Origin of the sequence: Nonomuraea maritima (genome assembly GCF_900100395.1) — a bacterium.
Taxonomy (GTDB): domain Bacteria; phylum Actinomycetota; class Actinomycetes; order Streptosporangiales; family Streptosporangiaceae; genus Nonomuraea; species Nonomuraea maritima.
The window spans coordinates 278,299-302,302 of record NZ_FNFB01000005.1; the positions used below are offsets into that span (position 1 = coordinate 278,299).

The following is a 24,004-nucleotide window of genomic DNA, read 5'->3' on the forward strand; positions in this document are numbered from 1 at the left end:
ACTGGCCTGCTGACAAAGTCGATGGAGAATTCGCAGCTAAGACCCCATTGGAGCGGCCAGCGTCCGTCAGAAGCTGACGTGCAGGGCCATCAGTCTAACGGGCGAGCTTCGCCTACGCAGGTGAATAGCAAAGCGCGGTCCGGGTATCACCTCAATACAGCTTAATTCAGGTGAATTAACTAAACAGAGGTGGTGGTTCACGATGAGGAACGAGTGAGCTCAGCGAACGGCAGCAGCGGCACCCACGCAGCAGGACGGCGGAGCACCCCCGCGAACGATCCCCATCATCGGCGGAGGTGTCCGCGCAGCAAGGTCTCTGTCACAGCGCGTCTCCGCAACAGGGGAAACCTCATGCCAACATTAACCCTTCACCTCACGGTGACAACGCCCACATCACTCGGAACCGATGACTGGCTCTACTTCATCGGCTTTGCCCTGGCCATCATGTGGCTCACGGTCCGGGCCGCCAGGCGGGTGAGGTTGCACGTGTCGATGCGATTCTCGGACGCCGTCTCGGCGGTCATGGGGGCTGTGGCGGCGGTTCTCATCTTCCTGGCCGTCGCCGCGTATCTTCTCGTCGTCTGAACAGTCCTTGCGCGCAGCGTTCCGGGTTGTCCGGCGCTGCGCGTGTTTCGGTGGGTCATGCGCATTTGGTCACAGAGCGGTGGCGGGCCGTTAGAAGCGGGTGAGAAGCGGCAAAGAACTTCTGTGGGTGTCTTGGGATGAGCAGAAGGACGTTGCCCATGTCGACTGAGGCCACTGGGAAAGCAACGCTCACCGTGACCTCCGGCCTCTCCACCAACGCCGTCATCATCAGGCTCGAAGGCGAGCTTGACGTCAACTCGCTGCCTGTCCTGCGCGAGCGTCTGCAGCTCGTGTGGGATCTGTCGCCCAAGTCCTTTCTCGTCGTCGACCTCAGCGAGGTCACCTTCTGCGACTCGATGGGCATGAACGAGCTCATCGAGATCCTGCACCGGTGTGAGGAGCGCGGGACCCGGTTGCTGCTCGGTGGCGTCCAGGGCGTCATGGCACGGGTACTGTCGATCACCGGGCTGCGGCACGCGTTCGAGGTGTTCGAGAGGTTCGACGACGCGATGCGGGTGACCGGCGCCCATCCCGCGACCGGCCCCCAGGCCGGTCCGCGGGAGGAGCGAGGACAGTAGCGCCGGCCCACCGGGGTCGGGCTCTCAGAAGGCTGGGGCGCCTTCGAGGATGACGCCGGCGTCGCGCATTTCCTCGATGGCCGCGGCCGTCGTGGTTCTGGAGACGCCTGCGGTCAGGTTGAGCAGGACGCGTACCGCGAGCCCGTGCCGGACCGCGTCGAGGGCCGTGGCGCGCACGCAGTGGTCGGTGGCCAGCCCCGCGATGTCGATCTCGCGCGCCCCGCGCTCCCTCAGCCACTCGGCCAGCGGCACGCCGTCGCTCGAGAAGCCCTCGAAGCCGCTGTAGGCCGCGGTCTCGTGGCCCTTGCTGAAGACCTCGTCGACCGCGGACAGGTCGAGCGACGGGTGGAACTCGGCGCCCGGAGCCCCGGCCACACAGTGGGCCGGCCAGCTGTCGACGTAGTCGGGGGCGTCGGAGAAGTGATCACCGGGGGAGACGTGGTAGTCGCGGGTCGCCACCACGTGGTCGTAGCCGTGGGCGGCCACGTGACGGGAGATCGCGGCCGCCACCTCCGACCCCCCGGCGACGGCCAGACTGCCGCCCTCGCAGAAGTCGTTCTGCACATCGACGATGACTAACGCGGTGCTCATGGGGAGCACGATACGTCAGCTGAACTCCGTCGGCACCGCCGCGTACCCCCGGCCGAGGTGGAGGGCCTCCTGCGGGAGCGTGGCGACGGCGGCGGCGTGGCGCTCGCGGGCGGCCGACAGGGGTTCGCGGCCGACGACCACGCCCTCGCGCACCAGCTCGTGCAGCAGCGGGACACCGTTCTCCGGCGACTCGTGGGCGCCGGTGAGGATCAGCTCGGTCGTGGCGCGGCCGGCCGCGTCCATCATCCGGTACGCGTACTTGCGGCCTCCGCGCGACGGCTTGCCCACCGAGCGTTTGGCCACCGCCTCCAGCCGGCCCGTGGCCCTGTCGCGTGCCACCAGCTTGTACACCAGGGCCGCCGTCGGCACACCCGAGCCGGTCACCAGGGAGGTGCCGACGCCGTACGCGTCCACGGGGGCGGCCGCGAGCGCGGCGATGGCGTACTCGTCGAGGTCGGAGGTGACCAGGATGCGGGTGTGGTGGGCGCCGAGCGCGTCGAGCTGCTCGCGCACCTCCTGCGCGGCGGCCGCGAGGTCGCCCGAGTCGATGCGGACCGCCCCGAGCTTGGGCCCGGCCAGCTCGACCGCCGTGCGCACCGCCTCTGCCACGTCGTACGTGTCCACGAGCAGGGTCGTCTCGGGCCCGAGCGAGGCGATCTGGGCCTCGAACGCCTCCTGCTCCGAGTCGTGCAGCAGCGTGAACGCGTGCGCCGCCGTGCCGGCCGTGGGGATGCCGTACAGGTGGCCGGCCATCAGGTTGGAGGTCGAGTTGAACCCGGCGATGTACGCGGCCCGGGCTGCCGCCACGGCCGCGCTCTCGTGGGTGCGCCGCGAGCCCATCTCGATGAGCGGCCGGGCGCCTGCGGCGTTCGACATGCGGGAGGCCGCGGAGGCGATGGCGCAGTCGTGGTTCAGTATCGACAGGATGATGGTCTCGAGCACCACGGCCTCGGCGAACGTGCCCTCCACGACCATGATCGGTGAGGCGGGGAAGTAGAGGTCGCCCTCGCGGTAGCCGTAGATGTTGCCGGAGAACCGGTAGTCGGCGAGGTAGGCCAGGGTGGGTTCGTCGACCACCTGGTGCTCACGCAGAAAAGTGAGTTCTTCATCACCGAAACGGAAGCGTTCGATCTCGTCGAGGACACGTCCCGTGCCCGCGACAACTCCGTACCGCCGTCCACCTGGGAGATGTCGGGCGAAAACTTCAAAAACCGTGCGCCGGTAGGCCGCTCCGCTCTGCAGGGCGGCTTGCAGCATCGTCAGCTCATAGTGATCAGTGTGCAACGCAGTGCTCATGGACAATCTCACGACTCGAAGACTACGGCCCGGATAGGGCAGACTCGGGGATGTGGGTAGCACCGCTCCAATCGAGGTCGAGCGTCCGTCATCGGACGTCCGGCCCGATCTGCCATGGGTGACCATCGTCTGGAACGACCCCGTCAACCTCATGTCCTACGTGACGTACGTCTTCCAGACCGTCTTCGGCTACGAGCGCGAGAAGGCCGAGAAGCTGATGCTCGACGTCCATCGCAAGGGCAAGGCCGTCGTGTCCAGCGGCACGCGCGAGGAGATGGAACGCGATGTGCAGATTCTCCACTCCTACGGCCTGTGGGCGACGCTCCAGCCGGACTCGGTCAAGTGAGGCGCGTGTGAGCTCGGGGTTCTCCAGCGGCAAGAACGGCGGGGTGGTCGCGGAGTTCGAGGCCGCCGAGGTCTCGCTGCTGCGGTCGCTCGCCTCCATGATGCTCGGCATCGTCCCGCCCGGTGAGACGAGCGACGACCCGCTGGAGCGGGCGCTCGGCATCGGCGACAGCGCCGCCCCCACCGACCCGGTCCTCGCCCGGCTGTTCCCGTCGGCGTACGAGGACGAGGGCGACTCGACCGAGTTCCGTCGCTACACCGAGGCGACGCTGCGCGACGGCAAGCGGGCCGACGCGCAGACCGTCCACGACACCGCGCGGGCCGGGCGGGCCGAGCTGTCGGCAGAAGAGGCCCAGGCGTGGCTGCGTTCGCTGAACGACCTGCGCCTGACGCTCGGCACCAAGCTCGACGTGACGGAAGAGGTCCACGACGAGATCGCCATGATGTCCGAGGACGACCCCCGCTACCCGGCCTACGTCACCTACGACTGGCTGACCTACCTGCAGGACAGCCTGGTCAGAGCGCTCTGGTAGCTTCCGGGCATGCTGTCGATCTCGCAGGAACTGGTAGACAAGATCGTCTCTCACGCCCGGGCCGATCACCCCGACGAGGCCTGCGGCGTCATCGCCGGGCGAGGCGGCGTTCCCGAACGGTTCATCCCCATGGAGAACGCCGAACGCTCGCCCACCTTCTACCGCTTCGACTCGTTGGAGCAACTCCGGGTCTGGCGGGAGATGGACGACCGTGACGAGGAACCGGTCGTGATCTACCACTCCCACACCGCCACCGAGGCCTACCCCTCGCGCACCGACGTGTCGTACGCGTCCGAGCCGGACGCCCACTACGTCCTGGTCTCGACGCGTGAGGAGAACGCGGTGGAGTTCCGCTCGTTCCGCATCGTCGACGGAGTGATTACCGAGGAAGAGGTAAGGTTTCTCCCATGATGGTCAGGCCGGTGCAGAGCTTTCTGTTTGCACACACTCCGGCTGTCGTCGTCTACGACTGTCGCTGAGCTGGAATCCCCATCCAGCCGTCGGCGTTGCTGCCGATGGGACGACCTGATCTGAGGAGACTGAGCGCGATGGCCATCGAAGTTCGCATCCCGACCATCCTGCGTAACTACACCGACGGCGCGAAGGCCGTGAGCGCCGAGGGCAAGACCCTCGAAGAGCTGATCGGCAACCTGGAGTCCCGGCACCCCGGCATCAAGGACCGCCTGGTCGACCAGGGAAACCTGCGCCGTTTCGTCAACGTCTACCTGAACGACGAGGACGTGCGGTTCCTGGGCGGCCTCGGCACCCCGGTGACCGACGGCGACACGGTGACCGTGCTGCCCGCCGTCGCCGGGGGATGACATGCGGTTCGACTCGCTGATCGACTCGGTCGGCCGTACGCCCCTTGTGGGGCTGCCGCGGCTGTCGCCTTCCACCGACGTGCGAGTGTGGGCCAAGCTCGAGGACCGCAACCCGACGGGCTCGATCAAGGACCGTCCGGCCCTCTGGATGATCCAGGAGGCCGAGAAGGAGGGCCTGCTCGCGCCCGGTTGCACGATTCTGGAGCCCACCAGCGGCAACACCGGCATCTCGCTCGCCATGGCGGCCCGGCTCAAGGGCTACAAGCTGATCTGCGTGATGCCGGAGAACACCTCAGATGAGCGCCGCCAGCTGCTGCGCATGTGGGGCGCGGAGATCATTTCCTCGCCCGCTGCGGGCGGTTCCAACGAGGCCGTGCGCATGGCGAAGGAGCTGTCGGCGCGGAACCCGTCCTGGGTGATGCTCTACCAGTACGGCAACCCGGCCAACTGGCGCTCCCACTACGAGACCACGGGTCCCGAGATCCTCGACGACCTGCCCACCGTCACCCACTTCGTCGCCGGGCTCGGCACCACGGGCACGCTCATGGGCGTCGGGCGCTTCCTGCGCGAGCGGGTGCCCGGCGTGCAGATCGTCGCCGCCGAGCCGCGCTACGGAGAGCTCGTGTACGGGCTGCGCAACGTCGATGAGGGCTTCATCCCCGAGCTCTACGACGAGTCGGTGCTCACCACCCGCTTCTCGGTCGGCTCGGCCGACGCGCTGCGGCGCACGCGCGAACTGCTGGCGACGGAGGGCATCTTCGCCGGCGTCTCGACCGGTGCCGCGCTGCACGCGGCACTGGGCGTCGCCGCGAAGGCCGTCAAGGCGGGCGAACGCGCCGACATCGTGTTCGTGGTCGCCGACGGCGGCTGGAAATACCTGTCGACGGGCGCGTACGAAGGCACTCTCGACGAGGCGGAGGAGCGGCTGGAAGGCCAGCTCTGGGCGTGACCCACTGACAGGACAGCGCTGACGAACGCGAAAGGCGGCCGGTCGATTCGACCGGCCGCCTTTCGCGTGACAGTGACGTCAGTTGAACAGGACGCGCAGCGAGAACGACGCCTCGCTGTCGCTTCTGGTGCCGCTCAGGCCGACAGCCCGCAGCACCTCGGCGTTGGCCTTGTCGTCGCCCTGCATGGACGGGAGGTAGAGCTTCTCGATCTTGTCGAGGTCGACGAAGATCGCGAAGTTGGCCTCGCCCGCGTTGGGGATCGCCGTCCGGAACGCCTCGGATTCACCGAGGGTGCCCTGCGCGGCCAGCGCCTTGGCGTACTCCTCGGTGGTGGCCACCGTGAACACGCCGTCGCCGGCGGCCTTGGCGATCGGCGGGAGCGCCGCGCCGCCCTGCGTCAGCCCGCGCTGGACCTTGTCGATGATGGCCTGCGCCTTGGCGGGGTCGGTGGCGATGCGCAGGCCGCCCTTGATCTGGTTGCTCTCGAGGCCCTCGCTGTCCACCGCGACCGTGAGGTTCTTGCCGACGACCGTGGCGAGGTCGTCGGGCAGCTTCAGGCCGAGCTGAGTCTGGATCTGCTGGAGGAACTGCTGCGCCTCGGGGCCGCCGCTCGCGCCTGCCTGCTTCTGGACCTCGCCCCAGTTCTTGGTGAGCACCTCGTCCAGACCGGAGATCGACAGCGCACCGGCCGTGGTGGCGGGCAGGGTGGACAGGTCGGCGGGCTGAAGGTCGCCGTCGGCGGCCATCCCGCTCGCGCCCCGCGTCAGGCCGGCCAGCTCGACGAAGGCGCTGTCGAAGCGCAGCGCCCCGGCGAACCTGGCGTTCTTCAGCTGCTCGAAGGCCGCGGCCTGCTCCGCAGGGATCTCCGCCTTGGCCGCCTGGAGCACGCCGTTCATGTCGGCCCAGAACGACAGGATGCCCTGCTCGCCGAGCGCGTTCATGTCGTCGCCGAACTCGGCGTTGTCGGACAGGCTGCCCGTGGCCGTCGCGTACTTGGTGGCCAGCTCCTGCGTCTCGGCCACCAGCGCGTAGTCGTCGCGGAAGGCGATGCCGTACTTGTCGCCATCCATGAGCTTGGCGATGCCGGCCTTGGCCGCCTCCTCGTCGGTGACCTGGACGGCCACCGCGACGTCGGGGTCCTCCTTGCCGGACGGGACGACCGCGACGCCGATCCGGCTGCCCAGCCAAGGGTCGATGTCCTTGGCGAAGTCGGCCTTCGACTCGGTGTCCTGATCGAACAGCTTGAACAACGCCTCGCGCGGGTCCTCGCCGGTGAACTTGTCCTTGGTGGTGGAGAACTTGCCGGCGAGCTGGAACAGCGCCACCTTCTGGTTCGCGGCCGGGTCGAGGTCGAGCCGGACATAGGCCAGCGCGTCGGCGGGCAGGACGTCGCTCGGCTGCGCGCCGCCGCCGCCCAGGGCGCCCACGGCCCACACTGCGCCGCCGCCGAACAGGACAACGGCGAGCGTCGCGGCGATGGCGATCAGCCAGCCCTTGCCGCCCTTCTTGGCCGGCTGGGGCGGGCCGAAGCCCTCGGGGCCCTGCTGCTGCCAGCCCTGCTGCCCGTACTGGGGCTGCTGCTGTTGTGGCCAGCTGGCCTGCTCCTGCTGCCAGCCCTGCTGGGGCTGCTGCGGCTGCCACTGCTGCTGGCCGGGCTGCTGCCCGTACTGGGGCTGCTGGTACTGCGGTTGCTGGTACTGGGGCTGGCCGTACTGCTGCTGGCCGTACTGGGGCTGGCCGGGCTGCTGGCCGTACGCGGGCTGACCGTACTGCGGCTGGCCGGGCTGGGGCTGGGACGCCTGCTGGTCGTAGGCCCCCTGTCCGTGCGGCTGGCCGTAAGGCTGCTGGTACGGCTGCTGCGGCGGGTACGGCTGACCCGGGTACTGCGCCGTGGGGTCGCTCTCGGGCCCGCCCTGGGGCCGGTACATCATGGTCCGGTCCGGGTCCTGGCCGTTCGGGGGGTTATTCGCAGACATCACTCAACTCACACTGTGGACTTCTCGCCACAGCAGAAGGTAACGGATGTTGCTATACAGGCGCTTGCAAAGTACTGAAGTTGGGATTTAGACCCTGTTCAGCTCTTTTCTCAGTACATCGATATGCACTTCGCCCTCGGTGTAGTCGTGGACGTTGTCCCACGGCACGAACGTGCACCCCGCGTAGACGATCCGTGCCACCATCTGCGAGAACCAGGTGGACCCGCCGTCGCGGTCGCGCGTGAGGCCGAGCATGAGCGGGGCGCGGCGGCTGGAGACCACCAGCCCGTAAACGGTGTGGCTCTGCTGGAGCTCGCCCTTGTGCTTGATCACCCGGATGTCCACCACGAAACCGACCCACACCCCGTTGGCGTCCCAAACGGATTGACCGATGAGTTCGGTGACACTTGCCATGATCGAACTTTGTCAGCCGAATCATGTTTTCGCAGGCAGGCGCGCTGGCGGGAGATGCTCTACAGTATCTAGAACATAGTTCCAGAGGTGAGGCGGGAGCGGATGACGAAGTTCGACGAGGCCACGCAGGCCATCAGGGTCGACGAGAACACCTATGACGTGTGCCTCGACCCCGGCTACTCGATCGGCGGCCCGCTCAACGGCGGCTACCTGATGGCCGTGATCCTGCGTGCGGCGGTGGACGCCTCGCCGTTCGACCATCCCGTGAGCACGACGGCGCAGTTCCACCGGGCGCCGGTGCCTGGGCCCGCGCAGGTGCGGGTGGAGCCGCTCAAGGCGGGCCGTACGGCGGCGTTCGCCCGGGTGACGCTCGTGCAGGACGGAGTGCCGCAGATCGAGGGATTGGTGACGACGGCCACGCTGCACGACGTCGAGCCGATTTATGCCGATAAAGCGGCGTACGAGATGCCGCCTGTCGAGCGGTGCGTCAAGCTGCCCGACCCCAAGCCCGAATCCGGCATGACGCTCAACGCCCAGATGGAACTGCTCTTCGACCCGCCCACGATCGGCTGGCTGAAGGGCGAGTCCACGGGCCGGCCCGAGTCGCGCGCGTACTTCCGCATGACCGAGCCCCAGGACCCCGACCCGTACGTGCTGGCCCTCGCGGTGGACGCGCTGCCCCCCGTGGTGTTCTCGGCCGGCGGGCGCGGCTGGGCGCCCACCGTCGACCTCACCTGGCACCTGCGCGCCCTGCCCGCGCCGGGCCGGCTCACCCTGCTCGGCAGCGGCCGGCTCGTCGCCGACGGCTGGTTCGACGAGGAGGTCGAGGTACGCGACTCGACCGGCCGGCTCGTGGCCCAGTCGCGGCAGCTCGCCCGTGTCGGGAGAGGCTGAAACGCGATGTGACGCAGGCCATAGCCGTCTGTTCGACACCTGCCGCGCTGTGAGGATTCTTACGCAGTGTCGAAGGACCAGGTCGCCTACCCTCTAGAACGTGTCGGACACACGTACGGGTCCCCGGCGGCGGGACGGGCAGCGCGGCGACCGCGAGGGCGATCGCCCTCCGGCTGCCCCGCGTGCCGTTCCCGTACCTGACCGGCCAGGACCGCCGGCCGTACGGGCCGGTCGGCAGCGCGGAGGTCAGCGCCCGCGCGTGGCCGCCCGCCCGGCAGCGCGCCCGGCAGCACACCCGCTGCTCACCGGCGAGAGCCCCCAAGTCTCCGGTGACGGCATGACGCTGGTCTCCAGCGCCGAACAGACGGCCAAGCACGTCCGTCGGATCCTCCACGGCCGCGACCCGGCTGCACGAGGCGACGCCACCCCCCGGCACCGCCCCGACGCCGTCGGCGACCCCCTGCTCCGCGCCCGGTTGGGGCGACGTTTCCCGAGCCAGGGGATCGACGCGGTCGAACGCACACCAGTGGGGGGTACCACCGCCAACGGGAGGCCCACATGAAGGTGACCATTGTCGGATGCTCCGGGAGCTACCCCGGCCCCGACAGCCCCGCGTCCTGCTACCTCCTCGAAGCCGAGGGGTTCAAGATGCTGCTCGACCTCGGCAGCGGCGCGCTCGGCGCGCTGCAACGCCACACCAGCCTGTACGACGTGGATGCGATCTGCCTGTCGCACCTGCACGCCGACCACTGCATCGACATGTGCGCCTACCACGTCGCGAGAACCTACGGTCCGCAGGCGCCGTACCCGGCCCTGCCCGTGTACGCGCCGGCCGACGCGCCCACCCGGCTCGGTGACGCGTACGGCATGCCGGACGAGCCCGCGATGGAGTGCGCGTTCGACTTCGCGGCGCTGTCTCCCGGGACGTTCGAGGTCGGCCCGTTCACCGTGACGGCGGGCCTGGTGAACCACCCGGTGGAGGCGTACGGCTTCCGCGTCTCCCACGGAGGCAGGAGTGTCGCCTACTCCGGCGACACCGGCGAGTCCGACGAGCTGGTCCGCCTGGCCACGGACGTCGACCTGTTCCTGTGCGAGGCGTCGTTCGTGGAGCGGCCCGGCCTGCCGGCCGACCTCCACCTGACCGGACGGCAGGCGGCCCAGCACGCCGCCAAGGCCGGGGCGGGCAGGCTCGTGCTGACCCACCTCGTGCCGTGGAACGACCAGGCGACCGTACTGGAGGAGGCGGCGGGCGGCGGCTACGGCGGCCCGATCGAGCTGGCCAGGAGCGGCGCCGTCTACGAGCTGACCTGAGCCGGAGACTTGGCGAAGTCGCGCATCCGCGGCAACGGCGACAGCAGCAGCGGCACGAACGCGAGCAACCGGCCGGCCATGAGCACCCACAGGGCCTGACGCACGCCGATCTGCTGGGCGACGATCCCGCCCAGCAGGGCGCCGAGCGGCATCGCGCCCCAGGTCATGAACCTCACCGACGCGTTCACCCGGCCCAGCAGGTGGTCGGGGGTGGAGGTCTGCCGGTAGGTGATCTGGCCCACGTTCGACAACGTGGCGGCCCACGACAGTGCCATCGAGGCGAGCGGGAAGCACACCACCCGCCAGTCTGCCTCGGTGAACGGCAGCAGCAGCCCGGACGGCGCGGCGACGACGGCGGCCATCCAGGTCACTCTCGCGACGCCGAACCTCGCCGCCAGCCGGCCGCCCGTCAGGCCGCCGAGCAGGCCGCCGATCCCGCCCGACATGAACAGCACGCCGATGACCCCCGGCGCCAGCTCGACGTCCTGGGCGAGGAACAGCACCGACAGCCCCGTCACGCCGCTGACGCACAGGTTGGCGATCGCCGAGGAGGCCGCGAACGCGAGCAGCAGCCGATCCTGGCGGACGTAGGCCAGGCCCTCGCGGATGCCGTGCAGCAGTGGGTCGCGGCGGGTGTCGGCGGGTGGCGGGTCGGGCACGGTGATCGAGCGCAGGAAGAGCACCGAAGCCAGCGCGCCGAGCGCGGTGGCGGTCAGCGTGCGGGTGGCGCCGAGCAGCTGTACGAGCGCGCCGCCCACGCCGGGCCCCGCGAGGAACGCCCCGGAGCGCACCACCTCCAGCTTGGCGTTGCCGTCGCCGAGCTGGCGGGTGTCGACCAGCTGGGGCAGGTACGTCTGGTCGGCCACGTCGTTGAAGACCTGGGCCACCCCTGCGAGCAGCGCCACGGTGAACATGAGCTCTATCGACAGCAGTCCCAGCTGCCCTGCCAGTGGGATGCTGCCCAGCAGCACGAACCGGGCCAGATCGGATGCCATCATCACGCGCCGCCTGCGCAGGCGGTCGACCCACACGCCGGCGGGCAGTCCGATCAACAGGAACGCGACCGTCTGAAGGGCCGAGAGCACACCCACTTCTGTGGGGCCGGCGTTGAGGGCCATCACCGCCACTAGAGGCAGCGCAACGCGTGAGATATTCGCACCTAGTTCGTTCGCCACATGGGAACTGAGGAATCGTAAGAAGTCAGGGTTTCGCAACACCCCCGTTGTCATTGCGTAAGGATCTATGTGTCGGACACATTTGGTCAAGAGCGTCGCGGCACGGAGATAGGGTGATCTGCATGTCCCGACAGGATGGCCGCAACCCTGACCAGCTCCGCCCGATCACGATCACCCGCCGATGGCTCGCCCATGCGGAAGGTTCGGTATTGGTCGAGTTCGGAGGCACGAGAGTGCTCTGCGCAGCCTCGGTCCAGGACAGCGTCCCCCGCTGGCGCAGGGGCAGCGGGCAGGGCTGGGTCACGGCCGAATACGCCATGTTGCCGAGAGCGACCAATACACGTAACGATCGTGAATCGGTCCGCGGGAAAATCGGCGGACGCACCCATGAGATTTCCCGGTTGATCGGCCGGTCGTTGCGCGCGTGCGTCGATTACAAAGCGTTGGGGGAAAACTCCATTCTGCTCGACTGCGATGTGCTGCAGGCCGACGGCGGCACCAGAACGGCCGCGATCACGGGGGCGTACGTCGCTCTCGCCGACGCGATCGCCTGGATGCGCGAGCGGCGCATGTGCCCCGGCGACCCCCTCATCGACTCCGTCGCCGCCGTCTCCGTGGGCGTGGTCGGGTCGGTGCCGATGCTCGACCTCTGCTACTCCGAGGACGTCGCCGCCGAGACCGACATGAACGTCGTGATGACCGGCGAGGGCAGCTTCGTCGAGGTGCAGGGCACCGCCGAGGGCGTGCCGTTCGACCGGGGCGCCCTCGACCAGCTGCTCGACCTGGCCGTGGCCGGGTGCGAGGAGCTGACCCTGATCCAGCAGGAAGCCCTCACCTCATGAAGATCGTGCTCGCCACGCGCAACCACGGCAAGATCGCCGAGCTGCGCCGCATCCTCGACGGCTTCGACATCGTCGGGCTGGAGGAGTTCCCCTCGATCGGCGAGGTCGCCGAGACGGGCGTCACCTTCGAGGAGAACGCCCTGCTCAAGGCGCACGCCGTCGCCCAGGGCTCCGGGCTGCCCGCCGTGGCCGACGACTCCGGGCTCTGCGTCGACGTACTGCGCGGCATGCCGGGCGTCTTCTCGGCCCGCTGGGCCGGGCGGCACGGCGACGATGACGCCAATCTCGACCTGCTGCTCGCCCAGGTCTCCGACGTGCCGCAGGAGCGGCTGACCGCCCACTTCGCGTGCGCGGCGGCGCTGGCGCTGCCGTCCGGTGAGGAGCGTGTGGTGGAGGGCGTCCTGCCGGGCCGGCTGATCAGAGCCCGCCGGGGTGGCAACGGGTTCGGCTACGACCCGATCTTCGTGCCCGACGGCGAGGAGCGCACGACCGCCGAGATGGTTCCCGAGGAGAAGGACGCGATCAGCCACCGTGGCCGGGCCTTCCGCGCGCTGGTGCCGATCGTGCGCGAGCTGCTGACTCCCTGATCGTCGCGGTGACGGCGCCGGCGCATCATTCCGGCGCGTCGAGGAACCGTCGACCTCGCGCGCGAAGTCGTGCTGGAAGAGGAAGCCGTGGCCCGCGGCGCGCCACAGGACGGTGCGCGCGTTCGTGAGCCGGTGTGCGGTCGACATCGATCCCGGTTGGCGACCACCCCAGCAGGTCGACGTTCCGCAGGCCGAGCGCGCGGATGAAAGCGACGGCGCCGTCCACCGGCTCCGGCGCGGACGAAGCCGGTGTGCCCGTCAAGGCGTTGAGGCCGCGACTGTCGCGGGAGACGGCGTCCAGGAAAGCCGGGTCTCATATCGTGCCGCGCAGCCGCAGGGTGAGGACGAGGGGCGGCGTGTCGCCGGGGCGCCCCAGCCTGCGACAGCCGAACCGCTCACCGAGGGCTCTCGTCGCGGAGGGGCTGTTCGCCAAGCGGCCCTACCGGGAGTCGTCGCAGAGGGCCCGCTTGGAGTACGTCCTGACCGACGCCGGCCGTGAGCTGCTTCCGATCATCGTCGCGCTCGCGTCGGGGGCGACCGGCACCGGCCGTGGTCGCACGTCGAAACGGTTGTCGTGTGTGGTGCGAGATCACGCTGTGGTGGGCGACCGACCGCCGGCCGTCCGGCCTGACAGGACCGCCACATTCTGTCGGCGGTCGCGCTCGTAACCACCGCGTAAGAACCTCGCGGCCCCGGGCGGCGTACGGTCGCGGTGTGCGCAGCAATCGAACTTTTCCCGCCTGGGCGGGTGCCCTGGCGGGCCTGGTGGCGGGGGGCGTGGCGCTCGGGGTCGCGCAGCTCGCGGCCGGCGTCATGGGGCCGCAGACGTTTCCCGTGGTCGCCGTGGGCGACGCCGTGGTGGACCTGACGCCCGCGGCCGTCAAGGAATTCGCGATCAGGACCTTCGGCGAGAACGACAAGGCCGTGCTCGTGGGCGGCGTTCTGGTGGTCCTCGCCGCGGTGGCGGCCGTGCTCGGGATGGCGGCCAGGCGCAGGCTCGCCGTCGGGCTCGCCGGGATGGCGGCGTTCGGCGTGATCGGCGCGCTCGCGGTGGTCACCCGGCCCGACGGTGGCCTCGGCGACGTCCTGCCGACGGTGATCGGCGTGGCCGCCGGCGCCTGGGCGCTCGCCCTGCTGGTACGGCGGGCGTCCAGGCCGGTCGCGGTGGGGCCGTCCTACGTGGATGAGGAGAGCGGGGAGCGGCCGGCCGCGACGAGCGGAACCGGTGAGAGCGTGGAGCGGCCGGTCACCATGCGGGGGACCGGGGAGCCCGTGACGTTCGACCGGCGGCGGCTGCTGACCGGGGCGGCCGGGGGCGTGGTCGTAGCCGGGGCGGCCACCGTGCTCGGGCGGCAGTTCGGCGGCCGGGAGGCGGTGGACGCCGCGCGCAGCGGGGTGAGACTGCCGCAGCCGGCGACCCCGGCGAAGCCCGTCCCCGCGGGCGCCGACCTGCGGATCAAGGGCCTGTCGCCGTTCATCACGCCCAACCGCGACTTCTACCGCGTCGACACCGCGCTCATCGTCCCGCGGGTCGATCCCCGAGACTGGACGCTGCGTATCCACGGCATGGTCGACCGGCCCGTCGAGCTCAGCTACGACGACCTGCTCCGGATGCCGCTCACCGAGGCGGACGTCACCCTGACCTGCGTCTCCAACGATGTCGGCGGGCCGTACGTGGGCAACGCCCGCTGGCTCGGCGTCCGCATGGCCGACGTGCTGCGCGAGGCCGGGCTGCGGGCGGACGCCGACATGCTGCTGTCCACCTCCGCGGACGGCTTCACCTGCGGCACGCCGACGGACGTGGTCATGGACGGCCGGGACGCCCTGTTCGCCATCGCCATGAACGGCGTGCCGCTGCCCGTCGACCACGGCTTCCCGGTGCGGCAGGTGGTGCCTGGTCTGTATGGGTACGTGTCGGCGACGAAGTGGGTCGTGGACCTCAAGGCGACCCGGTTCGACCAGGACGAGGCGTACTGGACGCCGCGCGGCTGGGCGGCCAAGGGACCCATCAAGACCCAGTCGCGCATCGACGTGCCGCGGTCGGGGGCCACGCTGAAGGCGGGCGACACGACGATCGCCGGCGTGGCGTGGGCGCAGCACACCGGGGTGGACGCCGTGGAGGTGCGGGTCGACGGCGGTCCGTGGCGGCAGGCGCGGCTGGCCGAGGTGCCCGGGCCCGACACCTGGCGGCAGTGGTCGATCGATTGGGCGGCGACGCCAGGGACTCACAAGATCGAGGTACGGGCGACGGACGCGGCGGGAAGGACCCAGACCGACGCGCTCGCGCCACCCGCGCCTGACGGTGCCACCGGATGGCACACCATCACCGCCCTCGTGGAGTGAGGCCTCGTGTTGGAGGCCTCGTGTTGGAGGCCTCGTGCTGGAGGCCTCGTGCTGGGGGGTTCGTGCTGGAGGGTTCGTGGGGTGAGGCTTCGTGACGTGAGGTTTCGTGGTGTGAGGCCCCGTGGAGAGGGGGCGCGCGGTGAGGACCGTGGTGCTTTGGGGTGTTTGCGCAGGTGGGGCGGTGGGGATCGGGCGGTGAATCTCGCCGACTTGCCCTCCCTGTGACGGCGTCGCCTCTACGATCGGGCGTTGAGCATGACGGGAGGCAGGCCGTGTTCCGCGAGCACAAGCCGAGTGTCCGGTGGGCCCTTCCGGAGGGGCGGTACAACCCCGAGGTGGCGCAGGGGGTGCGCTGGCTCGACTACGAGCAGGCCGCGGACCCGGCCGCCGACCCCGAATCCGGCGACACCACCGATGCCACCACCGATGCCACCACCGATGCTGCCACCGTGGCCCCCTCCGTCACGCCTTCCACGCCGCCACCACCGGTGGACCCGCCTCCTGCGAGCGCATCACTCCCGCCACGCCCCTATTCGGACCCTCTGACGGACCCGCTTCCTCCCGCTGCGCCGCCGCCGTCACTTCTGCCCTCTTCGGGTGGGGGTGGGGGTTCGGCGCCCGTTCGGCCTCTCTCGAGCGGGGGTTCGGCGCCTGTCCGGCCTGTCTCGGGCGAGGCCGGGGGTGGGGGTTCGGTGCCCGTTCAGCCTCTCTCGAGCGGGGGTTCGGCGCCTGTCCGGCCTGTCTCGGGCGAGGCCGGGGGTGGGGGTTCGGTGCCCGTTCAGCCTCCCTCGGGCGCGGCCTCAGCACTGCCCCTGCCTCCGGAGGGCGGGGGCCCGGCGTCGGTGTTGCCTTCGTCAGGTGAGGGCCCCACGCCGCCTCTGTCTCCGTCCGGTGCGGCCCTCGCGTGGGTGCTGCCTCCTTCGGGTACGGGCCCCGCATCGGGTCTGCCACCCTCGGGTGGGCCGTCACACCCGTTTCCGTCGGGTGGGGGGCCGGGGTCGTTCTTGCCTCCGTCCGGGGCGGGGCCGGTGTCATCGCTGCCTTCGTCTGGTGTGGGACCGGTTACGCCTCTGCCTGTGTTCGGGGCGGGGGGTGCGCCGTGGGGTGAGGGTGGTGCTGGTGTGCCGCTGGCCAGTGGGACGCCGAGGACCGTCAGCTCGGTGGGGGCGTTCTGTCCGGGGGACGGGTCGGTGCAGGATGACTGGTTCGACCTGGCGGGGCGGCCGCCCAGGCTGGCCGACAGCCGTCCGTACGGTGTGCAGGGAGGGCTCGCGGAGCCGGACCCGCAGATCGAGCAGGACCTCGCCGAGGCGCTGCCGCCCGGCGCGCGCTTCCCCGACCCGCGCGGCACCTGGGTGCGGCTCATCAACGGCGGCGGACCCGCCGAGGACCCGTTCCGGGCCTCCAACGCCGCCGACTGCGCGCTGGCCGTCCTTTCCACCTGGCACGGCGAGCCCGCCGCGGCCGCCCCCAAGATGCCGGAGTACGACCGCATCGGCCGTCCGGTGCTGACCGGGGAGCGGGGCGGCACCGCCAGGGTCGAGCGCTGGGCCGGTCACCGACTCGAGTACGCGGGCCAGGGCAGGCACGCCTACCCGCTGATCGCCCGCCGCCTGCTCGACGCGGGCCACGGGGCCGCCGCCGTCATCGTCGTACGGTGGCCCGGCGGTGGGTCACACGTCTGGAACGCCGTCAACTTCGACGGCGAGGTGATCTGGATCGACGCGCAGCGCGGACACATGTCCGTCGAGCCCCCGTACAAGACCGTGACCGGGGTGTTCTGCGTGGTACTCGACCGGCGGGGGAGAGCGCGATGAACCTCGACCAGGCCAGGGCGCTGGCCGAGGAGTACATCAACGGGGCGCGGGGGCCGGAGCAGGACGCGGTGCCGGTCGGTGTGTACGGCTTCGACGGCGGTTACGTCGCGTGGGTGCGCGACCTGGAGCCCGACGACCCGGCGAAGCTGCCGGAGACGCTGGGCGGCGGCTGCCTGGTGATCGACCGGGCGACGGGCGAGGTGGTGACCCGCCCGCTGCTCGACCCGGAGACGGTGGCCGAGCTCTGGCCGGGCCGCAGACATCGCTGACGGCGCCGGTCGCCGTCCGCGACCGGCCGGCGAACCGGTGGTTTGTCGGTGAACCGGTGGCTGACCGGCTGACCGGTGGCTGACCGTCAAACCGATGGCTTGTTGGTGAACCGGTGCTTGGCGGTGCAAAAAGAGGAGGTCGGGCGCCGCCCCCATATAGGCGCCCGACCTGTCCCGCATGTGTTCTATCCCCATATCACCCGGTTCATGCACAAAAAGGGTGATTTTGGGTGGCTTTTACGTATGAGCCAGAGCCGCCACGATCGACGACCGCGCCGCCCGGCGAGCGGGCAGGACGGCGGCCAGCGCCCCCGCGGCCCCCGACAGCACCACGAACACCGCGATCTGCGCGACGGGCACCTCCACGACGGCGCCGTCCAGCAGCGCCCGCATCGCCGCCCAGCCGAAGCCCAGCCCCAGCACCACGCCGATCAGCGCGCCGATCAGACTCAGCACGAGAGCCTCGACGGTCAGCATGTGCCGCAGCTGCGCCCGGGTCAGGCCGAGCGAGCGCAGCAGGGCCGACTCCCGGGTGCGTTCGTGCACCGAGAGCGACAGCGCGTTCGCGATGCCGAACAGCGAGATCAGAACCGCCAGCCCGAGCAGCCCGCTGATGACCATGACCAGCATGTCGAGCGTCTCCTCGAACTGCCCGCGGACCTCGGTGGAACTGCTCACCCGCACCTGCGGGTACGGCTCCGCGGCCGCGTCCACCGCAGCGCGGGCCCGCTCGGGCGCGACGCCGTCCCGGACGGCGACCATCACCCGAGAGTCGGGCACCGCCCCGAAGTAGGCGTCGAACGGCCGCGCGGAGACCGTGACCGGCGGCAACGTGGACCGGCTGCCGTCGAGCAACGCCGCCACGGTGAGCGACACCGTCCCGGCCTGTTCGGTCTCCAGCGGTACGGCGTCGCCGACCCGTACGCCGAGCCGCTCGGCCGTGCGCTCGTCGAGCGCGGCACGTCCCGCCCGGAACCCCGCCATCGACCCCGCCACCACGTACGGCTGCACCGGGCCGCTGAACGTGCCCACGTCCAGCCGCTCGCCCCCGACCTTCGCCCGCACCTCGCGGACCTGCGTCACCGAGGCCAGCTCGGGCCGGCCGCGCAGCCGCGCGGCCACCGACCTCGGGACGACCGCCTCGCCCGTCTGGGCGGCCAGCAGGAAGTCGATCGGGAACTGCTCATCCAGCTTGGACGTCAGGCTCGCCCGGGTGGAGACGGTGACCACCGAGATCAGCGTCATCAGCGTCACGCCGACGGTCAGCGCGACGCTGGTCGTCGCCGCCCGCTTGGGGTTGCGCGCCGCGTTGTCCACCGCGAGGCGGCCCGGCACCCCGGACAACCGGCGCGGCACCCAACCGGCGAACGCGCCCAACGGCCTGACCAGCACCGGCCCGAGCACGAGCAACGCCAGGAACGTCAGCACGCCCCCGGCCATCACCACGACGAGCGAGACCTCCTGACCAGGCCGCAGCGCGAACACCCCCACGGCAGTCGCGCCCAGCCCCGCGACCAGGAGGAGCGCCGCGAACGACCACCGGAGCGCGCCCGCTCGGAACGCCGGCTCGCCGACGTGGTCGCGCAGCGCCGCCACCGGCGGCACCCGGGTGGCCGACCTGGCCGGCAGCAGGGCCGCGCCCACCGTGACGGCGAGGCCGACGGCCAGTCCGCCGCTGGCCGCGAGCGGCGTGAGCGCGATCGGCGCGTCCGTGGGCAGCGGGGCGTCGAGCGAGGCCAGGACGGTCAGCGTCAACGCGGCCAGGCCGTACCCCGTGACCACACCGGCCACGGAGGCGAGCAGGCCGACGGCGGCCGACTCCAGCAGGAGCGAGCCGAACACCTGCCCGCGCGTCGCCCCGATGCACCGCAGCAGTGCCATCTCGCGCGTGCGCTGCGCGGCGAGGATGGTGAAGGTGTTGTGGATGACCAGCGCGGCCACCAGCATGGCCACCGCGCCGAACATGAACAGCCCCAGCATCACCAGGCGGGTGTTCGCACCGGCCGCCGCCGCCAGCTCGTCGGCCAGCTGCGCGCCCGTCCGCACCCGGTACGCGGGACCGGCCGCCGCCGCGACCGCCCGCTCCAGCCCGGGTGCCGCTCCCGCGACGTCGATCTCCGCGTAGCCGCCGGCCCCTGTCATGCGGCGCGCGGTGTCCACGGTGAAGCCGACCGCGCCCGTGTACGCGAGCATCTGGTCGACGCCGGTGTCGACCAGGCCCACGAGCCGGAAGCGGTGTGCGTCGCCCTCGTGGTCGAGCACGGTGATCGTGTCGCCGATCCGGAACCCCTGGGCCTCGGCGGTGTTCTCGTCGAGGACGGCGGCCCCGTCGTCCGTTCCTGGCCCGGCGCCGGCGACGACGGCCGTACGGTCGAGGCGCCCCCGCACGACGGACACGGCGGTCGTGGGCGCGTCACCCGCGGTCTTGCCGTCCTTGCCGAGCACCGGCGCGCTGCCGCGGACGAGGCCCTGGGCCTCGCTCACGCCGGGAAGCGCGCGCAGCCGCTCCAGCAGCTCCTCCGGCAGCTCGCCGCCGCCCTCCCCGGGCAGCACGACGACGTCCACCTTGCCCGCGTCGGCCGTGACCCGCTGGGCGAATCCGGCCTGCACGGTGTCGTTCAGCACGAACGTCCCCGCGACGAAACCCACTCCCAGCACGATCGCCACGAACGTGAGCAGCAGCCTCAGCCGGTGCGCGCGCAGCCCGGCCAGCGCGGTCGTCAGCACCTCACGCCTCCAGCCGGACGAGGGTGTCAGAGACGGTCTCGGGCGTCGGCCCCGACACCTCGGTGACCAGCTCGCCGTCGCGCAGGAACACCACCCGCCCCGCGTACGAGGCCGCCACCGGGTCGTGGGTGACCATGACAATGGTCTGGCCCAGCTCACGGACGCAGGCGCGCAGGAACGACAGGATCTCCGCCCCGCTGCGCGAGTCGAGGTTCCCCGTGGGCTCGTCGGCGAAGATCACCTGAGGCTTGCTGATGAGCGCCCGCGCCACGGCCACCCGCTGCTGCTGGCCGCCCGACAGCTCCGACGGGCGGTGCGCCAGCCGGTCGCGCAGGCCGACCGTCTCGACGACCCGGTCGAACAGCGTCTCGTCGGCCTGCCGGCCCGCGATGTCGAGCGGCAGGCGGATGTTCTGCTCGGCCGTCAGGCTGGGCAGCAGGTTGAACGACTGGAAGACGAACCCGATCCGCTCCCGGCGCAGCAGCGTGAGCCGCCGGTCGCTGAGGCCCGTCAGCTCCACGTCGCCGACGCGCACGCTGCCCGACGTGGCGGTGTCGAGGCCCGCCAGGCAGTGCATGAGGGTCGACTTCCCGGAGCCCGACGGCCCCATGATGGCGGTGAACGCCCCGGTCGCGAAGGACACGTCCACCCCGCGCAGGGCCTGGACGCGGGCGTCCCCCTCGCCGTACACCTTCGTCAGAGCTCTGGCCACCACCGCGGGAGGCGCCGGGGTCTCGGTGAGCGTCACATTCACTCCTGAGTCGCGATTGGTCGGTGCGACTCACGCTAGGAGCGCGATCTCCGCGATCCATGGGCCTTGAGGAGGGACTTCGGGTGCGACCCTGGACGACCCCCGTCAGACCTGCGGCCGACCCGACGGCACCACCAACCCCGATTCGTACGCGTACACCACCACCTGCGCGCGGTCACGCAACCCCAGCTTGGCCAGCACCCGTCCCAGATGCGTCTTCACCGTCGCCTCCGCGACCCCCAGCCGAGTCGCGATCTCCGTGTTGGACAGGCCGCGCGCCACCATGAGCAGCACCTCCCGCTCGCGCGGCGTCAGCTCGTCGGCCGGCACCGGCGTCCCCGCCGGCAGCTGGGCGGCGAACCTGTCGAGCATCCGCCGCAGCGTGGTCGGCGCGACCACGGCGTCGCCCATGTGCACCACCCGGATCGCGTCGATCAGATCGCCGGGCGGCACGTCCTTCAGCAGGAACCCGGCGGCGCCCGCCTTGACCGCCGCGAACGCGTACTCGTCGAGGTCGAACGTCGTGAGGATCAGCACCTTCGGGCCGTCGATGCGGCGGGTCGCCTCGACGCCGTCCATGACGGGCATGCGCACGTCCATGAGGACGACGTCCACCTCCGTCGTCGCGAGCACCTCCAGCGCCGCAGCTCCGTCGCCGGCCTCGGCGACCACCTCGATGTCCGGCTGGGCGCCGAGCACCATGCGGAACCCCGCCCGCAGCAGCTCCTGGTCGTCGACCAGCATCACCCGTATCACGCCCGCCCGCCCTTCACGCCGCCGTCGCCATGGGCAACCGGGCCAGCACCTCGAAACCGCCGCCCGGCCGCGGACCCGCCGACACCGCGCCACCGTACATGCCGGCCCGCTCGCGCATGCCGATCAGCCCGTGACCGCCGGAACTCCCCGCCGCCGCGCCCCGCCCGTCGTCGGTCACGCGGACGAGCAGGTCGAGCCCTGTGTAGTCGAGCTCCACCGTGGCCCGCGCCCCCGCGCCGCCGTGCTTCAGCGTGTTCGTCAGCGCCTCCTGGACGATGCGGTAGACCGTCAGCTGCTGCCCCTCGGGCAACGGCGCGGGAGCGCCCTCGACGCGCAGCCGGGCGGGCACCGCGGACCCTCGGACGAGCTCCTCCAGCTGGCCGAGACCGGGTTGCGGGGTGTAGTCGGTGCTCTCCGCCTCGTTCTCGCGCAGGACGCCGACCAGCCGGCGCATCTCCGCCAGCGCGGCACGTCCCGTCGCCGAGATCGTGCCGACGGCCTGCCGGGCCTGCTCGACATCGCCGTCCATCGCGTACGCGGCCCCGTCGGCCTGCACGACCATGACGCTGACGTGGTGCGCCACGACATCGTGCAGTTCCCTGGCGATGCGCGCCCGTTCCGCGGCGGCCGCCATCCTGGCCTGCTGGTCGCGTTCTCGTTCGGCTCGCTCGGCCCGTTCCTCCAGCCCCTCCAGGTAGCGTCTGCGCGTGCCGGCGTACAGGCCGGTCAGCCACACCGCGACCACGAGGATCGAGCCGCTGGTGAACATGCCGAGGGTCGGGTTGTCCCAGCCGACCAGCGCCAGCAGCACGCCGAGCTCCGTCACCAGCAGCGCCGCCAGCGCCCACCGGAACGCGCACCGGAAGGCCACCGCGTAGAGCGCGATGAGCACGGCGAGGTTGGCCAGCAGCGGCGCGGTGCCCCCGAGCCACTGACCGAAGCTCACCAGCGCGACGACCGCGAACGACGCGACCGGACGCGAGACCCACAGCAGCGGCGCGAGCAGCGCGGCCGACAGGGCCAGGTACAGCGCGACGCCGGGCAGCTGGCTCGACGGGGCCGCCACCGCGTACGGGACCGTCAGGCCGGCGCACAGCGCCGCGAGGGGAGCCACCCGCAGGGCGGCCGCCGACCTCTCGTGGCGCCTGGACCAGGCGCGAACGTTGCCGAACACATCCTCACGATAGAGATTTCGGCGCCGCCGTCCGTCCGCCTGAAGGCTGAAGTACGGGTACGACCCTGGTCTGACTCGGCCGGTGGTCGTGCCAAGCGCTTACACAGGGCTTACGGTGGATTTGCCATCCTCTAATACCGGGAGCGCCCTTCACGGGCGAGTAAAGGGAGATCGTGATGGCGGATCATGATCGACACGCCGGGTCGCGCGGCGAAGAGGAAGCGCCGCGCGACCCGACCTCCGCCCCAGACCCCGGCCACCGGCCGGACACGTTCCCAGCACTCAAGTACGGCGAGCAGGCCGACCACCCCTACGCCTTCATCCCACCCGGCATCCCACCCGCCATCCAGACCGGCATCTCACCCGGCATTGCCCTCGACTCGCCGCCCGCCGATGCCGTCGATCGCCCGCCGGGCCTCCGCGACTGGCTGGGCCGCAGGAAGACGCAGGTCGCCGGCGCGGGAGCACTCGGCCTCGTGGTCGGCGCCCTGCTCGGCGGCATCACCGTGAGCGCCTTGTCCGACCTCACCCCGAGCCCCGACGACATCGTGGTGCGCGAAGAAGGTTCCGTCTTACCGCCCGACATGCGCGGAGAGTGCTACCAAGAGGACGGCGCCCTCTACTGCGTCCTCCCCCCACCCGACCCCGACCCCACCTGGGCCGGCTGATCAAGGGGCGGGAATTCGCAGACCGAAAGTAGTCATCTGTAGGGCCGGTGGGATTCGAACCCACACTGACAGCCACCTAAAGACTGCGCCTCTGCCATTGGGCTACGACCCCTTTTTCGTCTTTCCCCTGCCGGCGTAATTGTCGGTCTGGGAATGACAGTTCGGGCACAGAAAGCGGAGATTCTCCATTCGATTGTCGAGCCAGTCTCCGTTGATGTGGTCGACATGGAGCGTCAGCGGCTTCCTTTGCCACGTGCCGCCAATCCTACAGCCTGCGCACGCGTACGGGACCCCCGCTTCACGCAACGCGCGGCGCAACACAGGCGCCTTCTCCCGGATGGAACCGGCCGGGCGCAGCGCGAGAACCTGCTCATAAGGCCGCAGGGTGAGCGGACGCCTGCCTTTGCCATGGGCTTGACCGACGAAGTGAGAAGTGTCGATGTCGAAGTGCTTCAACCGCCGGCTGATGTGGGCATGGCTGCCGCCCGTCCACTTGATGCCGAGACGCCTCAGCACGTCGGCCACGCTCCGGGATTGCGCGGCCGCCTCGGCGAGCATCTCTCGGGAATACTTGATATAAGCCGCCATGGCGCCCGAGCAT

General features: G+C 70.8%; 26 protein-coding genes and 1 tRNA gene. 16 read left to right on the top strand and 11 right to left on the bottom strand.

Annotated features, from left to right (window positions below):
• The first annotated feature begins 351 nt into the window (after positions 1-351).
• Positions 352-585, top strand: coding sequence for a hypothetical protein (locus tag BLR04_RS12035; RefSeq protein ID WP_090762772.1), 234 nt, complete (start codon positions 352-354; stop codon positions 583-585).
• 158 nt (positions 586-743) lie between these two features.
• Entirely contained in the window at positions 744-1,163 is a 420-nt protein-coding gene (locus BLR04_RS12040; protein WP_090762774.1) for an STAS domain-containing protein, read from the top strand.
• Between the two features lie 24 nt (positions 1,164-1,187).
• Here BLR04_RS12040 and BLR04_RS12045 read toward each other — a convergent pair whose 3' ends face one another.
• Together BLR04_RS12045 and BLR04_RS12050 are read right to left on the bottom strand one after the other, a co-directional pair.
• A complete protein-coding gene (locus tag BLR04_RS12045; protein WP_090762776.1) occupies positions 1,188-1,754 on the bottom strand; it encodes a nicotinamidase in 567 nt (188 codons plus the stop codon).
• 15 nt (positions 1,755-1,769) lie between these two features.
• Positions 1,770-3,050, bottom strand: a complete 1,281-nt coding sequence (locus tag BLR04_RS12050; RefSeq protein ID WP_090762778.1) for a nicotinate phosphoribosyltransferase — start codon at positions 3,048-3,050, stop codon at positions 1,770-1,772.
• A 52-nt stretch (positions 3,051-3,102) separates the two neighbouring features.
• On the opposite strand from BLR04_RS12050, the gene clpS reads away from it, so the two are divergent.
• The 5 genes from clpS to BLR04_RS12075 all read left to right on the top strand — a co-directional run bounded on the left by clpS (position 3,103) and on the right by BLR04_RS12075 (position 5,698).
• Entirely contained in the window at positions 3,103-3,396 is a 294-nt protein-coding gene (gene clpS / locus BLR04_RS12055; RefSeq protein ID WP_090762780.1) for an ATP-dependent Clp protease adapter ClpS, read from the top strand.
• A gap of 7 nt (positions 3,397-3,403) precedes the next feature.
• Entirely contained in the window at positions 3,404-3,928 is a 525-nt protein-coding gene (locus BLR04_RS12060) for a DUF2017 domain-containing protein (protein ID WP_218128835.1), read from the top strand.
• Positions 3,929-3,937: 9 nt separating this feature from the next.
• Positions 3,938-4,339, top strand: coding sequence for a M67 family metallopeptidase (locus BLR04_RS12065; protein ID WP_090762784.1), 402 nt, complete (start codon positions 3,938-3,940; stop codon positions 4,337-4,339).
• 137 nt (positions 4,340-4,476) lie between these two features.
• Positions 4,477-4,749, top strand: a complete 273-nt coding sequence (locus tag BLR04_RS12070; RefSeq protein ID WP_090762786.1) for a MoaD/ThiS family protein — start codon at positions 4,477-4,479, stop codon at positions 4,747-4,749.
• A 1-nt stretch (position 4,750) separates the two neighbouring features.
• Entirely contained in the window at positions 4,751-5,698 is a 948-nt protein-coding gene (locus tag BLR04_RS12075) for a PLP-dependent cysteine synthase family protein (RefSeq protein WP_090762788.1), read from the top strand.
• A gap of 78 nt (positions 5,699-5,776) precedes the next feature.
• On the opposite strand, the gene BLR04_RS12080 is transcribed toward BLR04_RS12075, so the two are convergent.
• Positions 5,777-7,630 (bottom strand): DUF3352 domain-containing protein, encoded by a 1,854-nt coding sequence (locus BLR04_RS12080; RefSeq protein WP_245740195.1) that lies wholly within the window; start codon positions 7,628-7,630, stop codon positions 5,777-5,779.
• A 132-nt stretch (positions 7,631-7,762) separates the two neighbouring features.
• Positions 7,763-8,089 (bottom strand): hypothetical protein, encoded by a 327-nt coding sequence (locus BLR04_RS12085; RefSeq protein ID WP_143022019.1) that lies wholly within the window; start codon positions 8,087-8,089, stop codon positions 7,763-7,765.
• Positions 8,090-8,191: 102 nt separating this feature from the next.
• On the opposite strand from BLR04_RS12085, the gene BLR04_RS12090 reads away from it, so the two are divergent.
• From BLR04_RS12090 to BLR04_RS12095, 3 genes are all read left to right on the top strand, one after another.
• Positions 8,192-8,983 (top strand): thioesterase family protein, encoded by a 792-nt coding sequence (locus BLR04_RS12090; protein WP_090762794.1) that lies wholly within the window; start codon positions 8,192-8,194, stop codon positions 8,981-8,983.
• Positions 8,984-9,165: 182 nt separating this feature from the next.
• Entirely contained in the window at positions 9,166-9,324 is a 159-nt protein-coding gene (locus BLR04_RS40570) for a hypothetical protein (protein WP_176903041.1), read from the top strand.
• Between the two features lie 217 nt (positions 9,325-9,541).
• A complete protein-coding gene (locus BLR04_RS12095; protein WP_090762795.1) occupies positions 9,542-10,294 on the top strand; it encodes an MBL fold metallo-hydrolase in 753 nt (250 codons plus the stop codon).
• On the opposite strand, the gene BLR04_RS12100 is transcribed toward BLR04_RS12095, so the two are convergent.
• On the bottom strand, positions 10,279-11,523 hold the full coding sequence (locus tag BLR04_RS12100; protein WP_090762796.1) for an MFS transporter: 1,245 nt from the start codon (positions 11,521-11,523) through the stop codon (positions 10,279-10,281). The two genes, BLR04_RS12095 and BLR04_RS12100, sit on opposite strands and share 16 nt — an antisense overlap.
• 68 nt (positions 11,524-11,591) lie before the next feature.
• Between BLR04_RS12100 and rph the strand changes: the two genes are divergently transcribed.
• The 5 genes from rph (at position 11,592) to BLR04_RS12130 (ending at position 17,327) form a co-directional block, all read left to right on the top strand.
• Positions 11,592-12,311 carry a ribonuclease PH gene (rph, locus tag BLR04_RS12105; protein ID WP_090763032.1) on the top strand — a complete coding sequence of 240 codons (720 nt, stop codon included), beginning with the start codon at positions 11,592-11,594 and terminating at the stop codon, positions 12,309-12,311.
• On the top strand, positions 12,308-12,898 hold the full coding sequence (gene rdgB / locus BLR04_RS12110) for an RdgB/HAM1 family non-canonical purine NTP pyrophosphatase (protein WP_090762798.1): 591 nt from the start codon (positions 12,308-12,310) through the stop codon (positions 12,896-12,898). Before rph ends, rdgB begins: the two co-directional genes overlap by 4 nt.
• An 813-nt stretch (positions 12,899-13,711) precedes the next feature.
• A complete protein-coding gene (locus tag BLR04_RS12120) occupies positions 13,712-15,241 on the top strand; it encodes a molybdopterin-dependent oxidoreductase (RefSeq protein ID WP_090763035.1) in 1,530 nt (509 codons plus the stop codon).
• Positions 15,242-16,431: 1,190 nt separating this feature from the next.
• Entirely contained in the window at positions 16,432-17,058 is a 627-nt protein-coding gene (locus BLR04_RS12125) for a toxin glutamine deamidase domain-containing protein (protein ID WP_245740196.1), read from the top strand.
• The gene (locus tag BLR04_RS12130; protein ID WP_090762800.1) at positions 17,055-17,327 is read left to right on the top strand and encodes a hypothetical protein; all 273 of its coding nucleotides are present in this window, start codon (positions 17,055-17,057) and stop codon (positions 17,325-17,327) included. Before BLR04_RS12125 ends, BLR04_RS12130 begins: the two co-directional genes overlap by 4 nt.
• A gap of 237 nt (positions 17,328-17,564) precedes the next feature.
• On the opposite strand, the gene BLR04_RS12135 is transcribed toward BLR04_RS12130, so the two are convergent.
• The 4 genes from BLR04_RS12135 to BLR04_RS12150 form a co-directional block, all read right to left on the bottom strand.
• Complete coding sequence (locus tag BLR04_RS12135; protein WP_090762802.1) at positions 17,565-20,054, bottom strand: ABC transporter permease; 2,490 nt, start codon at positions 20,052-20,054, stop codon at positions 17,565-17,567.
• Position 20,055: 1 nt separating this feature from the next.
• The gene (locus BLR04_RS12140) at positions 20,056-20,808 is read right to left on the bottom strand and encodes an ABC transporter ATP-binding protein (RefSeq protein WP_090762804.1); all 753 of its coding nucleotides are present in this window, start codon (positions 20,806-20,808) and stop codon (positions 20,056-20,058) included.
• Positions 20,809-20,910: 102 nt separating this feature from the next.
• A complete protein-coding gene (locus BLR04_RS12145) occupies positions 20,911-21,549 on the bottom strand; it encodes a response regulator transcription factor (RefSeq protein ID WP_090762806.1) in 639 nt (212 codons plus the stop codon).
• 25 nt (positions 21,550-21,574) lie between these two features.
• Positions 21,575-22,735, bottom strand: a complete 1,161-nt coding sequence (locus BLR04_RS12150; RefSeq protein WP_090762808.1) for a sensor histidine kinase — start codon at positions 22,733-22,735, stop codon at positions 21,575-21,577.
• A 176-nt stretch (positions 22,736-22,911) separates the two neighbouring features.
• Between BLR04_RS12150 and BLR04_RS12155 the strand changes: the two genes are divergently transcribed.
• Entirely contained in the window at positions 22,912-23,403 is a 492-nt protein-coding gene (locus tag BLR04_RS12155; RefSeq protein WP_090762810.1) for a hypothetical protein, read from the top strand.
• Positions 23,404-23,442: 39 nt separating this feature from the next.
• Here BLR04_RS12155 and BLR04_RS12160 read toward each other — a convergent pair.
• Both BLR04_RS12160 and BLR04_RS12165 read right to left on the bottom strand, forming a co-directional pair.
• Positions 23,443-23,515 (bottom strand) — tRNA-Leu (locus BLR04_RS12160).
• A complete protein-coding gene (locus tag BLR04_RS12165) occupies positions 23,506-23,991 on the bottom strand; it encodes an HNH endonuclease signature motif containing protein (protein WP_218128839.1) in 486 nt (161 codons plus the stop codon). Before BLR04_RS12165 ends, BLR04_RS12160 begins: the two co-directional genes overlap by 10 nt.
• Positions 23,992-24,004: the final 13 nt, after the last annotated feature.